At 56.4% G+C, this 15,271-nt stretch carries 13 protein-coding genes; 6 read left to right on the top strand and 7 right to left on the bottom strand.

Translation table 11 applies throughout. The features are described 5' to 3' along the window. Positions 1 to 35: 35 nt before the first annotated feature. From Q7C21_RS08820 to Q7C21_RS08830, 3 genes are read right to left on the bottom strand one after another with little or no spacing between them, the layout of a single operon-like run. Positions 36 to 1,001 carry a lysylphosphatidylglycerol synthase domain-containing protein gene (locus tag Q7C21_RS08820; protein WP_003851834.1) on the bottom strand — a complete coding sequence of 322 codons (966 nt, stop codon included), beginning with the start codon at positions 999 to 1,001 and terminating at the stop codon, positions 36 to 38. Beyond that, positions 1,001 to 2,245, bottom strand: a complete 1,245-nt coding sequence (clsB, locus tag Q7C21_RS08825) for a cardiolipin synthase ClsB (protein WP_003851832.1) — start codon at positions 2,243 to 2,245, stop codon at positions 1,001 to 1,003. Before clsB ends, Q7C21_RS08820 begins: the two co-directional genes overlap by 1 nt. Further along, complete coding sequence (locus Q7C21_RS08830; protein WP_039659225.1) at positions 2,242 to 3,003, bottom strand: endonuclease/exonuclease/phosphatase family protein; 762 nt, start codon at positions 3,001 to 3,003, stop codon at positions 2,242 to 2,244. The genes clsB and Q7C21_RS08830 overlap by 4 nt, the downstream gene beginning before the upstream one ends. A 179-nt stretch (positions 3,004 to 3,182) precedes the next feature. Here Q7C21_RS08830 and Q7C21_RS08835 point away from each other — a divergent pair, with 179 nt between their 5' ends. The 4 genes from Q7C21_RS08835 to Q7C21_RS08850 all read left to right on the top strand — a co-directional run bounded on the left by Q7C21_RS08835 (position 3,183) and on the right by Q7C21_RS08850 (position 7,377). After that, positions 3,183 to 3,575 carry a YbhQ family protein gene (locus Q7C21_RS08835; RefSeq protein ID WP_003851829.1) on the top strand — a complete coding sequence of 131 codons (393 nt, stop codon included), beginning with the start codon at positions 3,183 to 3,185 and terminating at the stop codon, positions 3,573 to 3,575. A gap of 217 nt (positions 3,576 to 3,792) precedes the next feature. Further along, positions 3,793 to 5,166, top strand: a complete 1,374-nt coding sequence (gene rhlE / locus Q7C21_RS08840; protein ID WP_003851827.1) for an ATP-dependent RNA helicase RhlE — start codon at positions 3,793 to 3,795, stop codon at positions 5,164 to 5,166. 2 nt (positions 5,167 to 5,168) lie between these two features. Then, positions 5,169 to 6,119, top strand: coding sequence for a tRNA dihydrouridine(16) synthase DusC (gene dusC, locus Q7C21_RS08845; RefSeq protein WP_154925964.1), 951 nt, complete (start codon positions 5,169 to 5,171; stop codon positions 6,117 to 6,119). Between the two features lie 70 nt (positions 6,120 to 6,189). Beyond that, entirely contained in the window at positions 6,190 to 7,377 is a 1,188-nt protein-coding gene (locus Q7C21_RS08850; RefSeq protein WP_008925062.1) for an MFS transporter, read from the top strand. Positions 7,378 to 7,427: 50 nt separating this feature from the next. On the opposite strand, the gene Q7C21_RS08855 is transcribed toward Q7C21_RS08850, so the two are convergent. From Q7C21_RS08855 to Q7C21_RS08870, 4 genes are all read right to left on the bottom strand, one after another. Then, complete coding sequence (locus tag Q7C21_RS08855; RefSeq protein WP_003851818.1) at positions 7,428 to 9,029, bottom strand: inorganic phosphate transporter; 1,602 nt, start codon at positions 9,027 to 9,029, stop codon at positions 7,428 to 7,430. 187 nt (positions 9,030 to 9,216) lie between these two features. Next, a complete protein-coding gene (locus tag Q7C21_RS08860; protein ID WP_375150625.1) occupies positions 9,217 to 10,347 on the bottom strand; it encodes a L,D-transpeptidase family protein in 1,131 nt (376 codons plus the stop codon). A gap of 214 nt (positions 10,348 to 10,561) precedes the next feature. Next, complete coding sequence (locus tag Q7C21_RS08865) at positions 10,562 to 12,376, bottom strand: glycoside hydrolase family 15 protein (protein ID WP_003851815.1); 1,815 nt, start codon at positions 12,374 to 12,376, stop codon at positions 10,562 to 10,564. Between the two features lie 236 nt (positions 12,377 to 12,612). Next, on the bottom strand, positions 12,613 to 13,194 hold the full coding sequence (locus Q7C21_RS08870; RefSeq protein ID WP_003851812.1) for a DedA family protein: 582 nt from the start codon (positions 13,192 to 13,194) through the stop codon (positions 12,613 to 12,615). Between the two features lie 209 nt (positions 13,195 to 13,403). On the opposite strand from Q7C21_RS08870, the gene Q7C21_RS08875 reads away from it, so the two are divergent. Together Q7C21_RS08875 and pbpG are read left to right on the top strand one after the other, a co-directional pair. Further along, positions 13,404 to 13,991, top strand: a complete 588-nt coding sequence (locus Q7C21_RS08875; protein ID WP_008925064.1) for a Yip1 family protein — start codon at positions 13,404 to 13,406, stop codon at positions 13,989 to 13,991. 179 nt (positions 13,992 to 14,170) lie between these two features. After that, on the top strand, positions 14,171 to 15,118 hold the full coding sequence (gene pbpG / locus Q7C21_RS08880) for a D-alanyl-D-alanine endopeptidase (RefSeq protein WP_003851808.1): 948 nt from the start codon (positions 14,171 to 14,173) through the stop codon (positions 15,116 to 15,118). The last annotated feature ends 153 nt before the right edge of the window (positions 15,119 to 15,271 follow it).

The raw sequence follows: 15,271 nt of genomic DNA on the forward strand, positions 1-15,271 counted from the left end.
TAGCAGGGAGGCGCATTATCTGCGCCTCCCTTTTTTTACGACTTCTGCAATTTCTGTTCGTTCTTCTGACGCAGATGCTTCGCCCGACTCTCCAGCCCCAGATAGAGCACCAGCGCTAACAGCAGCGGCAGGATAAAGTAGAGCACGCGATACGCCAGCAGCCCCGCAATAATGGTGCCATGCGAGACGTGCTGACCGCTGAGCAGCGCCAGGAAAACCGCTTCCAGCACGCCAATACCCGCCGGAATATGCACGATTACGCCCGCGATACTGCTGATCAGCAGCACGCCCAGCACCATCGGATAGCCTGTGTCACGTCCCAGCAGCAGCCAGATAATCGCGCCCATCACCATCCAGTTGGCGCAGGACACTGCGAACTGCAGCAGCGCCATGCGCAGCGAAGGCAGCTGCAGCGTCTGGCCTTTTACCGTCCAGCGCCGCTGCTTTGAGAAAGCGCAGGCCCAGAGATAAACCGCCACCAGTACCAGCAGAACCCCGCCAATTAACCGCAGTGTGGTCTCGCCGATAAACCAGCCGCTGGGGATCGAGACCATGCCGGCACTGAACACCACGCCCGCCAGCAGAATATAGCCCAGCCAGTTGGTCGCGATGCTCAGGGAGAAGATGCGGGTGATGGTGCCGCTATCGAGACCGAGTCTGGAGTAAAGCCGGTAGCGCATCGCCACACCGCCGACCCAGGTGCTCAGCGTCAGGTTAAAGGCATAACAGATAAACGACACCAGCATCACCTGACGCTTCGCCAGTTTGTGGCCGCAGTAGGCGCGGCCAATCAGGTCATAGCAGCCATACACCAGGTAACTCAGCACCACCAGTCCGGCGGCGGTCAGCACCACAAAACGGTTGTAATTAACGATGACGTTATAAACATCTTCCCAGTTCACTTTGCGGGCATAAACCACCAGCAAAACCACCACCGCGATGAAAAACAGTACGGTGAGGATTTTTTTCGCCAGTTGCCAGCGTGGATGTTTTTTTGCCATCAGGATTTTGCTCCCGGATTATCAGCTTCAACGCGATCCTGCGTTTCCATTTCAGGTTGTACCGGCGGACTCACCTGAGCCAGCAAGGGCGTATGCGCCGGAAGCCAGCCCGCGATGGCCGGGAAATGGCGCAGGAAGTGAAACACCACCACGCTTTTACTCAGTTGCCACCAGTTTCGCGGTGGCAGGTGCTCCTCCTGGACGCGCTTGCAATCATTGGCCAGCAGCGCTTCGAGGTTGTCACGCAGCGTCTGATTAAAGGGATGATCGTGAATGATCAGGTTGGCTTCCAGGTTTAAAGAGAGGCTGAGCGGATCGAGATTGCTGGAGCCGACGGTGGCCCAGTGATCGTCTTTTACAGCAATCTTGCCGTGCAGGGGACGACGAATATATTCATACACTTCGACGCCGCCATCGACCAGATAGTTATAGAGCAGCTCCGCACCCACTTTTACTATCGGCATATCTGGCTCGCCCTGAACGATCAGGCGTACCCGGACGCCACGCTGTGCGGCATTACGCATCTCACGCAGCAGCCGGTAGCCAGGAAAGAAGTAGGCGTTGGCAATAATGACATCCCGCTTCGCCTCGCGCAGCATCTCAAGATAATGCACTTCGATGTCGTCGCGATGCTCGTCGTTATCGCGATAAACATAGAGCACCTGGGCATCGCCAGGTGTAGCGTTCACTGCCGGACGATGAGAACGCGAGCCCCACCAGCGGCGGGTAGGTTGCTCGCTGCCAATCGCCTGTTGCAGATAGCGGGCAATATCGGCCACAACCGGGCCTTTGACCTGCACTGAGTAATCCTGTTTTGCCTCCGGGCCATAATCGGTGTTGTGTTCAGCCGAAAAGTTGATGCCGCCCACAAAGGCGACGACATCATCCACCACCACGGTTTTGCGGTGCAGACGGCGAAATACGTTGGTGCGCATCCCCATCACCAGCGGACGGGGATCGTAATAGATGAAACGTACGCCCGCGCTGGTCAGGCTGTTCACAAATTTATCTGAGAGTTCAGCGGAGCCATAACCATCGACCATCACTTCAACCCGCACGCCGCGCTGTGCCGCAGCCAGCAGCTCACGGTGCAGAGCGTTGCCTACCTCATCCTCAAACAGAATAAAGGTTTCAATTAATACCGTGCGTTCTGCCCGCTGAATCGCGCCAAAGACGCGCGGGAAAAACGCTTCGCCATTTTCCAGCAACAGCAGCCGGTTGCCTTCCTGCCAGCTAAAATTCATAGGTGGATCTCCACGGCCAGCGGTGCATGGTCCGACAGATGTGACCAGGGTTTACGTGGCAGCGCCCACGGATGACTGACCGTGGCGTTGCGCACATAGATGCGGTCAAGTCGCAGGATCGGGAAGCGTGCCGGAAAGGTCCGCGCCGGGCGTCCGGTTTTCATGCTGAATACCTCTTTCAAACCCGCACCCTGTTTTAAAATTGAGTTAGCGCGTCGCTGCCAGTCGTTGAAATCACCCGCCACGACGACCGGTGCGTCGCGCGGCAGCGAGTTAACCATTTCACATATTTTCTTCATCTGCGCGTGACGATGCGCCTCTTTCAGACCCAGATGTACGCAGATGACATGCAGCGTGCCGTGCGGTTCAGGCAGGGCAATCTGGCAATGCAGCATGCCGCGATTTTCACTGCCTGCCACCGAGATATCCCGGTTTTCATATTCGGTGATCGGGAAGCGTGACAGCACCGCATTGCCATGATGTCCCTCCGGATAGACCGCATTTCGCCCATAGGCGAAATCGTTCCATATGGTGTCGGCCAGAAACTCATAATGCGGAGAATCGGGCCACGCCTCATGATTAAGGGCATGAATAGCATGCGTGCCCATTACCTCCTGGAGAAAGACCACATCCGCCTCTGTTGCGCGAACGGCGTCGCGTAATTCGGGCAGGATGAATCGGCGATTAAACGGGGCGAAACCCTTGTGTGTATTGATCGTCAGGACTTTTATTGAAAATCCTTGCGTGTTTTGTGGCATACTCGCGACGCACTCCTTTTCATCATCATCAGAATCAAAGTGTAGTCTTTGTCACAAATGGGTGGTGAAAGAGGGCAATAATTAGGGCGTTATCCGAAAATTGTTTTACATTGAGGAAATCGTTTCCGGCTTCTGCCGGTAGCACTTGGGCGACCTGTTGGGTCTGCCAGGAGAACTGAATGAAATGGTCTAATCGTATTCAAATCATCACGGGTCAAACGTTATTGCATATTGCTATGCATTTACTGGTGATCGCTGCGCTGATCTGGGGCTGGAAGCACAAGGCTCTGGTTGATGTCTGCAGTACGCTGGTGGCGATGTATGCACTGGTTTTTGTTGCCATGCTGGTAACACAGCGCATCCCACGTTTACGTACTCTCGGCGATTATCTTGAAGAAGCGACCACCACTTACTACTTTGGCGCTGCCATGATGACACTGTTCCTGGTGTCGCGAATTTACCACAACAACCTGCTGCTGGCCTGTCTCGGCGTAGTGATGTTGCTGGGTCCGGCGCTGGTCTCGCTGCTGGCGAAAGAGCCGCCGCGGCGAATCGAAAACAAACGTAGTTAAGTTGAAGGCCACCGGAAGGTGGCCTTCCTGTTTTCAGGCGGTTAAGTTGTGTCAGTAAATGTGAGCTATCTCGCACACTGTCTATAAAGCTGATACACTCGCTCGCTTACGCATCGTAGTTTGTGCCCTTTTCACGCGTCAGCCCCAGCTGGCGTCATTATCCCTCTGAAAACTACACCGTGAATCACGGCCAGAGCGGACCGGAGTAAATCACGTAATGTCTTTTGACTCTCTCGGCCTGAGTGCCGATATTTTGCGCGCGGTCGCCGAACAAGGCTACAGCGAACCTACACCTATCCAGCGCCAGGCAATTCCTGTGGTGCTGGCTGGCCGCGATCTGCTGGCGAGTGCCCAGACCGGCACCGGCAAAACGGCCGGCTTTACTTTACCGCTGTTACAGAAACTCTCTGCCACTGCCACGCCAATCCGCGGTCGTCGCCCGGTGCGCGCCCTGATCCTGACCCCAACCCGTGAACTCGCGGCGCAGGTCGGTGAAAACGTCAGCGACTACAGCAAGTATCTTTCGCTGCGTTCGATGGTGGTGTTTGGTGGTGTCAGCATCAATCCCCAGATGGTCAAGCTGCGTGGCGGCGTTGATATTCTGGTCGCAACACCAGGCCGCCTGCTGGACCTGGCGCAACAGAATGCCGTTGACCTGTCACAGGTCGAAGTTCTGGTGCTGGATGAAGCGGACCGCATGCTGGATATGGGCTTTATCCATGATATCCGTCGTGTGCTGGCGCGCCTGCCGGCGAAACGTCAGAACCTGCTGTTCTCTGCCACCTTCTCTGATGAGATCAAAGGTCTGGCTGAGAAACTGCTGACCAATCCGGAAATGATTGAAGTGGCTCGCCGCAACACCGCCTCTGAGCAGGTTGCGCAGCAGGTGGCTTTCGTTGATAAGAAGCGCAAGCGTGAACTGTTGTCGCAGCTGATTGGCGAAGGTAACTGGCAGCAGGTGCTGGTCTTCACCCGTACCAAACACGGTGCGAACCACCTTGCCGAGCAACTGGGCAAAGATGGCATCAGTGCTGCAGCCATTCATGGCAACAAGAGCCAGGGTGCACGTACCCGTGCGCTGGCCGACTTTAAGTCAGGCGGTATTCGCGTGCTGGTTGCGACCGATATCGCGGCCCGTGGCCTGGATATTGAAGAGCTGCCACACGTCGTGAACTACGAGCTGCCTAACGTCGCCGAAGATTATGTTCACCGTATTGGCCGTACAGGTCGTGCAGCCGCGACGGGTGTCGCGCTGTCGCTGGTCTGCGTCGATGAGCATAAACTGCTGCGTGATATTGAGCGTCTGCTGAAGCGTGAAATCCCGCGTCTGGCCGTTGAAGGTTATGAACCCGATCCGAGCATCAAAGCGGAGCCGATCATTAATGGTCGTCAGCAGCAGTCTCGCGGCGGTGCAGGTGGCGGCGGCCGGGGTCGTGGTCAGGGCGGACAGGGTGCAGGCGCATCGCGTTCATCTTCATCCGGCGACAAGCGTCCTCAGGCGCGTCGTCAGAGCCAGGCCGCGCCTCAGGGCGATAAGCCCGCGTCGCGTCCACGTCGTCCGGCAGCCGCGAAGCGTACCGGTAACGTCTGAGTATGAGGGTTTTACTGGCGCCGATGGAGGGCGTGCTGGATTCACTGGTGCGCCAGCTGTTATCGGAAGTGAACGACTACGATCTCTGCATCACTGAGTTTTTGCGCGTGGTCGATCAACTGCTGCCGGTAAAATCTTTCTACCGTTTCTGCCCCGAACTGCATAACGCCAGCCGCACGCCTTCAGGCACGCGGGTGCGTATGCAGCTGCTGGGGCAGCATCCCGAATGGTTAGCCGAGAACGCCGCACGCGCGGTGGAGCTGGGTTCCTGGGGTGTTGATCTCAACTGTGGTTGTCCCTCTAAACTGGTCAACGGCAGCGGAGGCGGCGCGACCCTTCTTAAAGATCCCGATCTGATTTATCGCGGCGCGAAAGCGATGCGTGAAGCCGTCCCTGCGGATTTACCGGTAACGGTAAAAGTGCGGCTCGGCTGGGATTCCAGTGCCCACAGTCTGGAGATTGCCGATGCGGTTCAGCAGGCGGGAGCCAGCGAGCTGACGGTGCATGGGCGGACCAAAGAAGAAGGCTATCGCGCAGAGGCGATCAACTGGCAGGCAATTGGCGAGATTCGTCAGCGGCTGCGCATTCCGGTGATTGCCAACGGCGAGATCTGGGACTGGCAAAGCGCGCAAAATTGTATGGCAGTGACGGGCTGCAGTGCGGTAATGATTGGCCGTGGTGCACTGAACATCCCCAACCTGAGCCGGGTGGTGAAATACAACGAACCACCGATGTCCTGGACGGATGTGGTGCGGTTACTGCAGAAGTACAGCCGGCTGGAGAAGCAGGGCGATACCGGCCTCTATCACGTGGCGCGTATCAAACAGTGGCTGGGTTATCTGCGCAAAGCCTATGGCGAAGCCGATGGCTTATTCAGTGAAATCCGCGCGTTAAAAAACTCCGGCGATATTGCGCAGGCAATCGATCGTCACGCGATTGTTCACGGTTTGTGATAAAAAATCAGGCGACCCCTTCGCGACCTGACGGTATAGTGGGCAAAATTTCCTATACCACTAGCCTGCTATGTCTGACACCGCTGTACTGAGCAACAGCCAGCTCAACAAACGAATCCTCTCCGTTATTATCTTCACTTTCTTCTGTTATCTCTCCGTCGGACTGCCGCTGGCCGTACTGCCGGGCTTTGTCAAAAATCATCTTGGCTTCAGCTCCTTTATTGCCGGACTGATTATCAGCATTCAATATTTTGCGACGCTGCTCAGTCGTCCGCAGTCGGGCCGTCTGGCCGATCGGCTGGGGCCAAAACGGGTGGTGATGCTGGGACTGCTCTGCTGCGGCATGAGCGGGGTGCTGACTATCGTGGCCGCAATGCTGAGCAGCTGGCCGTGGCTGAGTCTGGCGCTGCTGGCTATCGGGCGACTGTTTCTCGGGGTAGGCGAAAGCTTCAGCAGCACGGGCTCTACGCTGTGGGGCATGAATATCGTCGGGCCGTTGCAGACCGCGCGCGTCATCTCCTGGAACGGTGTCGCCACGTATCTGGCGATGGCTGTGGGTGCACCGCTGGGCGTGCTGCTCAACAATCAATTTGGCATGAGTGGATTTGCCGGACTGATTGCGCTGATGGGCGTCGCCGGTTATCTGATGGCCAGCCGCAAACCGTCGGTCACCGTCAGCGTCGGCGAGCGCATTCCGTTTCACCGCGTCTTCTCCCGCGTCTGGCTTTATGGTCTGGCGCTAGGCTTCGGCACGATCGGTTTTGGCGTCATCGCGACCTTTATTACCCTCTATTTTGCCAGTCGTGACTGGCAGGGCGCAGCCTATGCGCTAACGCTGTTCAGCCTGGGTTTTGTGCTGGTGCGGCTGGGGTTTGGTCGCTTTATTACCCGCTTTGGTGGATTGCGTGTGTCGCTATTCTCTTTTCTGCTGGAGTGTCTGGGACTGCTGATTATCTGGCAGGCGGATAGCGCCTGGCTGGTGGGCGTGGGCGCATTCCTGACCGGCAGCGGTTTTTCGCTGGTCTTTCCGGCGCTGGGTGTTGAGGCGGTAAAAAGGGTTGAGCGTCAGGATCAGGGCTCGGCGCTGGGAACCTATTCCGCTTTCCTCGATCTTGGGCTGGGTTTAACCGGCCCGGTGGCGGGACTGTTTATCGGACACTGGGGAATGCAGTCGGTTTATCTGGCTGCTGCGATGATGGTGCTGGGCGCATTACTGATTACGCTGCGGCTCTATGGGCAACAACGGCTCAGCGCCTGATTATGGTCAGCATTGGCTCACCCCCTGACTGGTGGTGAGCCAGAGATGCATCAGAAATGGGTAAACAGCCAGTAGAGCAGGGCGGAAAGCAGAATAGAAACCGGCAGTGTTAATATCCAGGCGACAGCCAGATTACGCAAGGTTGAAAACTGCAGACCTGAGCGGTTGGCCGCCATGGTGCCTGCCACGCCAGACGACAGCACATGTGTAGTCGACACCGGCAGGCCAAAGCCATCCGCTGCGCCTATCGTCATCATCGCCACCAGTTCGGCGCTGGCACCCTGCGCATAGCTCAGGTGCGTTTTCCCAATTCGTTCTCCCACTGTCACCACAATTCTGCGCCAGCCCACCATGGTGCCAAGACCCAGCGCAATCGCCACCACCACTTTCACCCACATCGGGATAAAGCGGGTGGCGCTGTCGAGTTCCGCTTTCACCGCCTTAAGGTTGCGTTCCGTCTCCTGTGGCATTGCAACTTTCGTGTTTTGCAGATGCTTAATCGACTCTGAGGCCAGATACATCTGGTTGCGGGTGTTGGTCACCGCCTGAGCAGGAATATTGTCCATGGAGCCGTAACGGCGAATCTGATCGCCTACCTCGTTCAGCGTCCTCGCCAGCGCCGGCAACACATCGGCATTCATCTGGTTACTGCCGACAAAGCCGGTCAGCACGTCGCGGGCCGCCGGCGGGTTCGCCGTCGCCGGTTGCAGCTGCAACAGCTGATGCGCGGTCACTTCAGTCAGCGCGGCTACGCGTGGGATCTGATCGGCAGGCAGCGATCGGTTGAGGGCGTAGGCGATCGGCATGGTACCGACCAGGATCAGCATAATCAGCCCCATCCCTTTCTGCCCATCGTTGGAGCCGTGCGCAAATGAGACGCCGGTACAGGTCAGGATTAGCAGGCCACGAATCCAGACCGGTGGTGGTTGATCGCTTTTTGGCGCCTGATAAAGCTGCCGATTGCGGATAAAGATCTTCATTACCCAGAGCAACAGCCCGGCGCAGACAAAGCCGACCACCGGTGACAGTAGCAGAGCGTAGCCCACCTTCAGCGCCTGATCCCAGTCTACGCCGCTCACACCGCTGCGCCCGTGCAGCATGGCGTTGGCAACCCCGACGCCAATAATCGAGCCAATCAGGGTATGCGACGACGACGACGGCAGGCCGAAATACCAGGTGCCGAGATTCCAGATAATGGCGGAGAAAAGCAACGCATAGACCATGGCGAAGCCGTTGCCGCTGCTGGCCTGCAGGATCAGCTCGACCGGCAGCAGCGAGATAATGCCAAATGCAACCACGCCGCTGGAGAGCAGCACGCCCATAAAGTTACAGAAACCGGACCAGACCACCGCGACGCCGGGCGTGAGCGAGTGTGTGTAAATCACTGTAGCAACTGCATTGGCGGTATCGTGGAAACCGTTGACGAACTCAAAGCCGAGCGCAATCAGCAACGCCAGTCCCAGCAGAAAGAACGGCAGATAGCTGGTGACCGGCATATTGGTCTGTTCGACGTCATTGACCAGGTTGAGTCCGGCGAAGGCCAGTCCGGCGACCAGCAGAATAAAAAATAGCGGCTTGCTGAAGCGACTGCCCTTGCCGTTGAAATCGGGCCGTCCCTGGGCTGATGAGGAGGAGAGACTGTTTTCGCTCATGGTGTACCTCATATGGCTGATGCCGGATGCTGATATGCATCGGGTTAACGGAGTGTGATACGCGCTTTATATGACAGATTAATGATGGTCACGTGGGGAAGGAGAGGAGAAATATTCGTCAATTTGCCTTTATGCAGGCAATAAAAAAGCCAGCGACAGGCGCTGGCTTCTGAGGGCAGAGTGACAGTTACGAGCTGGTATTTGCCGCTGCTGCTGGCGCTGCAGGTGTTACCGGCGCAGCAGGTGCAGCAGGTGCAGCTGGCTCAGTGGCTGGCTGCTGTGGCTGAGTAGCATCGCTGCTTGCACCCTGTGGCGTTACCGGCGTCATTGGCTCTTCCTGAGGAGCAGCCTGTGAATTTTCGGGTACCGGAATCGGCGCAGTCTGGACATTGTTTTCCACACCATTCACTTTTACTGGCATACCGGTACGGCTCTGAATCGCGGCATTAACCTGATCCTGATTCACGCTGGCATCAACCACAATTTTGCTCACGGCCTGAGTCAGGGTAATCGGCACCAGCTCACGTGAGTTGAACTGCTCTTCAGTGGTCGACAGTGGGTTATGCACTTCCACATAACGTGAACCGTCCGGCTCTACAGTCGCTTTCACGGGCTGATCAACGAACTGTACGCGTGTGCCAACCGGCACATTCTGATACAGCCATTTGATATCGTCAGCACGCAGACGCACACAGCCATGGCTCACGCGCAGGCCGATGCCGAAGTTGGCGTTGGTGCCGTGAATCGCATAGAGACGACCAATGTAAAGCGCGTAAAGGCCCATTGGGTTATCCGGGCCTGCCGGGAACACCGCTGGCAGCGTTTCGCCGCGAGCCGCGTAGTCCGCATGCATACCTTTGGTTGGCGTCCAGGTCGGGCCATCTTTCTTACGTTCTACCGCGGTAGTCCAGCTGATCGGCGTATCTTTACCCAGTTCACCGATACCAATTGGCAGAACCACGACGGTTTTGCTGCCCTTCGGGTAGTAGTAAAGACGCATCTCCGCGCTGTTAATCACAATGCCTTCACGCGGTGCGTCAGGCAGGATCAGCTGCTGTGGGATGATCATTTTGCTGCCAGCCTTTGGCAGATAAACGTCAACGCCCGGATTGGCTTCCAGCATATTGCTGAGGCCCATCTGGTACTGTGCCGCAAAAGCTTCCAGCGGCAGTTTGCTGTCTTCAGGAACAGTAATTTCGATATTTTCCCCGATCAGACGGCTGTTGGCCGGCGGCAACGGGTAAACCACAGCAAAGGCTGACTGGCTGAACGCCGCCAGAGCCAGTGCGATTGAAGCGAAAGCGCGAATGATTTTCATATTTTACAATTCTTTATCGCCATATTTCAGGCTGTTCAGTGTGTCGAATTCATGCTGGCCAATGTGACCTGCTGCGCATTATATGTTCATTAAACTGACGTTGTGAATCGGGATTTTAACCTCCCTGCAATACTTTACGTAATTTCAGCGCGGATGTTAGCGCATTTCCGTGAATCAGGAGGGTAAAAATGGGGCTTTCCGGGGTTACCACCGATTAAGGTTGCCACTGCGTCTGTTCGCCACTGAGTTTGCGGTTCAGGAAAAAGGCGGCACTGATCAACGCCAGATGAGTCAGCGCCTGCGGTGTATTCCCCAGCGCATGGCCGTGACTGTCAAACTCCTCGGCATAAAGGCCCAGCGGATTGGCGTAGCTCAGCAACTTCTCGAATTCAAAATGCGCCTCCTGAATCCGCCCTGCGCGTGCCAGACATTCGACATACCAGAAGGAGCAGGCGCCAAACGAGCCTTCCGATCCTTTAAGACCGTCGGCGGGCGTCTCATGCGTATTGTAACGCCGCACCATACCATCACTCACCAGGTTGGCTTTGATCGCATCCAGTGTGGCAATCCAGTCCGGATCGGTGGCACCAACAAAGCGTACCAGCGGCATCAGCAGCATGGAGGCGTCAAGGTATTCGCCATGCCGGGTCGAAGAGAAGTGACCGCGTTCGCTGTTCCAGAAGTTCGCCCAGATATCTTCGCGGATCTCACGGCGTGCCCGATCCCAGCGCTCGTAAGGCATCGGCAGGGATCGCTTCATGCCGAGACGCAGCGCACGATCCATCGCTACCCAGCACATCAGACGTGAATGCAGGAAATGCTCCGGTTCGCCGCGCATCTCCCAGATACCGGCATCGGGCTGATCCCAGTTCTCGCTTAGCCAGTCGATCATTTTGACCACATGTTGCCAGCCGCGCTGAGAGATCGCCTCGCCATATTTGTTGGCCAGATAGACCGCATCCATCAGTTCGCCATAGATATCGAGTTGCGTCTGCTGCCAGGCATCATTGCCGATGCGCACCGGTCGGGAGTCGGCATAGCCGGAGAGATTCAGTAATTCCATCTCATGCAACTCAGTGCCGCTGTCGAGACGGTACATCACCTGCAGGCGCATCTCATCATGATGGCTGTTTTCAACGCAGCGACCCACCCAGTGAGTAAAGTGTTTAGCTTCATCGATATAACCCAGCCGCATCAGCGCATACATGCTGAAGGACGCGTCGCGGATCCAGGAGGCGCGATAGTCCCAGTTGCGTTCGCCACCCAGTTCTTCAGGCAGACCAAACGTTGCCGCCGCCGCAATGGAGCCGTGCTGATACGAAGTCAGGAGCTTCAGGACCAGCGCCGAACGCTGCACCATTTCACGCCAGCGTCCCTGATAGGTGCTGTGGCTGCTCCAGTGTCGCCAGTAATTCAGTGTCTCTTCAAAGCAGTGTTCAGTGGCCAGCGCTTCGATATGCGCATCATCCACGCTGCCAAATTCGAACTGCGCATATTCGCCGGGCTGTAACGTGAAGTGGGCAGTCGCACTCTCATCCTCCAGCGTCATCACCACCGAGGCTGCAAGGCGCAGCGACGGCTGGCCCTCAGCATGAAAGTCGATACAGCCATTATGCGCTTCTGCACGGGTCTGCGCCCGGGCATAGTCGTGGCGGGGCGAACAGCGCATCTGAAAGGTTGCACTGCCGCGGACCATTTTGAGCCGACGGATCAGGCGCGGCATCTTATCCCTGTCATCACAAATCGGCATGTAGTCGGTGATTTCTGCCACGCCTTCATCATCCAGCCAGCGGGTCTGCAGGATGTTGGTGTCGGGCAGGTAGAGTTGCTGACGTCGTGCATTGGGCCAGTCAGGAGCCAGAGAGAAAAGTCCGGCGTCATCGCTATCGAGCAGGGCGGCAAAGACCGACGGGCTGTCGAGTTCAGGCCAGCAAAGATAATCAATGGTGCCGTCATTGGCGATCAGCGCACAGGTGCGCAAATCGCCAATGACACCGTGGTCTTCAATCTTACGTTTTACCTTACTCATTCTCATCTCCCTGTCAGTGTCCCTGCTAACTATAGCTGAGCTATTCGATGCGGCTTCGGTTGGGCACAGATGGTTAACGTAAGGTTGAATAAGGCAGGGAAGGGAAAGCGCGTAGAACAGGGAAGGTGAAACTGACGACGTGGTCAGCAGGGTGCCCGGGCGCTGATGCGTGTCTGGCGACCCTGCTGACGTTCACTGCCAGTGACGCCTGCTGGCAACGGCGTTGTTTATTTCATTTATTCCTGATCGGCCCGACGGTTATGCCAGCGGCGGATGAACCAGCGCAGCACAAAGGCAAAGATGACCGCGCCCACCAGCCACAGCAGATGCTTCAGATGCTGATCGAGTTTGTGCAGCCACGGCGCGATGATGCCGCCCGCGAAATAGCCGAGGGTCACGAAAATCACGGCCCAGATGGCCGCTCCGATAACGTTAAGAATGAAAAATTTCATTGGATTAAGGCGGCTGGCACCGATAATAATCGGGCCAATCAGTCGGAAGCCATACATAAAACGCACGCCAATTACAAACAGGCTGGGACGGCGTTTAATCAGTCGGTTCGCCTTGACCACTTTATCCTGATGCTTTTTAAAGCGGCGCAGGATGCGCGTGCCCCAGCGGCGGCCTACCCAGTAGAGCAACTGATCGCCGACAATGCCGCCACCCATCGCGGCCAGCACCACTCCGACGTAATGCAGCAACCCCTCATGCGCGGCAACGCCGCCCAGCAATGTAAATGTTTCCCCTTCGGCAATACAGCCAATAAAAAGTGCCAGATAGCCGTACTGTGTAATTAATGCGTTGATATCCAGATGCAAAATGACTCTCCCTGTGCATTGGGTGATGGTTTCTTTCAGTCTATACGCGATTTGGCCTCCCTTCCGCCCGTGCACGATGGAGGGGTTTATTTACGCTGTTTTTTTGTCCGGTCACCACGAAAGTTTTACTGCCGTTTATACTTGAGAAGACGCTGCCCCCAAAGACGCATGCATCACCGGGCGGCCCATCGCATCAGAGGAGTGACTGTATGAACCATGTCTGGGGACTTCTGGCGCATCCGAACCAGGAAATGCGTCATATCAAGCAAGAGAATGAAAGCGTATCGCACCATTACACCCATCATGTTCTGCTGATGGCGGCGATCCCGGTGATCTGCGCCTTTATCGGAACAACTCAGCTGGGCTGGAATCTGGGCGACGGGCAATATGTGCAACTTAATCTGGCGACCGGGATCGGGCTGGGCATTCTGTTCTATCTGATTATTCTGGGTGGCGTGGCGGTAATGGGACGCGTGATTCACTGGATGGCGCGGGATTACCCTCAGCGTCCCGGCGTTCAGCGCTGTACGGTCTTTGCCGGTTACGTCGCTACGCCGCTGTTCCTGAGCGGACTTGTCGCACTCTATCCGCTGGTCTGGCTCTGTGTGCTGGCAGGTGCGCTGGCGCTGCTTTACACCGGCTATCTGCTCTATATCGGCATCCCCCTGTTTCTGAATATCGACCGCGAAGAGAGCCTGCGCTTTTCCGGCTCAACGCTGGCCATCGGCGTGCTGGTATTTGAAGTGTTACTGGCATTAACTGTCGTGCTGTGGGGATATGGACCGCATCTTTTCTGATAGACCTCTGCCGCCGCTCTGGCGGCAGTTCTCTTTTTACGCCCGGAAACAATCTCACCAGGAAATTTCTTAACCTTACGGGTATGATACCGCTGCCAGCCCGCGCTGCGATTTTACTGAGGCGGGCGGCCTGTGTCGGTCTGACACAGTACATCTTCATAACCGGGTTTTTTTCTACGATGCCTGCAAAAATTCGTTTTACTCTGCTTTCGCTGGCGCTGCTCGTTTCAGGGCAGATTGTTTCACTTCCGGCGCAGGCGACTACCACACTGTCGCAACTTGCGCCTATCGCTCAGCCGCAGATCGCCTCTGGCAGTGCGATGATTGTCGACCTCACCACCAATAAAGTGCTCTTTTCCAGCCATCCGGATCGGGTCAGGCCTATCGCGTCGATCACCAAGCTGATGACGGCGATGGTCGTGCTGGATGCGCATCAGCCGATGAACGAGATGATACCTGTCGATATCAGCCAGACGCCGGAAATGCGTGGTGTCTTCTCACGCGTTAAGCTCAACAGTCAGATCAGCCGCCGTAATATGATGCTGCTGGCACTGATGTCCTCGGAAAACCGTGCTGCTGCCAGTCTCGCGCACGCCTATCCGGGCGGTTATAACGCCTTTATCCGGGCAATGAACGCGAAAGCGCGATCGCTGGGCATGAAACAGACCCGCTATGTCGAGCCGACCGGTTTGTCGACGCAAAACGTCTCAAGTGCACAGGACCTGGTTAAGTTGCTCAAAGCCACACGGGAATATCCGGAGCTGGGCGCGCTTAGCACCACGAAAGAAGAGACGGCGGTTTTTGCTCATCCGAGCTATGCGCTGCCGTTCCGCAACACCAACCATCTGGTCTATAAAAATGACTGGCATATTCAGCTGACCAAAACCGGTTACACGGATGAGGCAGGCCACTGCCTGGTGATGCGTACCATGATTAATAATCGTCCGGTGGCGCTGGTGGTACTGGATGCCTTTGGCAAATATACCCACTTCGCCGACGCTAACCGTCTGCGTAGCTGGATCGAGACCGGTAAAGCGGCACCGGTCCCTGCGGCCGCACTGGCTTATAAAAAACAGAAGTCGGGCCAGGTCGCCAGCAATGGTGCCAGCAGTGCCGGCGTCGAGTAAAAATAGCCGACATGTTGTATTGCGCGACAGGCATTGCCTGCAGGCTGAGCAGGATGCCAGAATAGAATGTGGTCAGAGGCTTCAGGCCCTTTTTTGCCTCTGACCGCCCGGAATCAGCCCCAAAAAATGCCCGTTATTCCTATGTTGCCCTCC

The sequence above is a fragment of the Pantoea sp. ANP04 genome (assembly GCF_041982285.1).
Lineage (GTDB): Bacteria > Pseudomonadota > Gammaproteobacteria > Enterobacterales > Enterobacteriaceae > Pantoea > Pantoea eucalypti.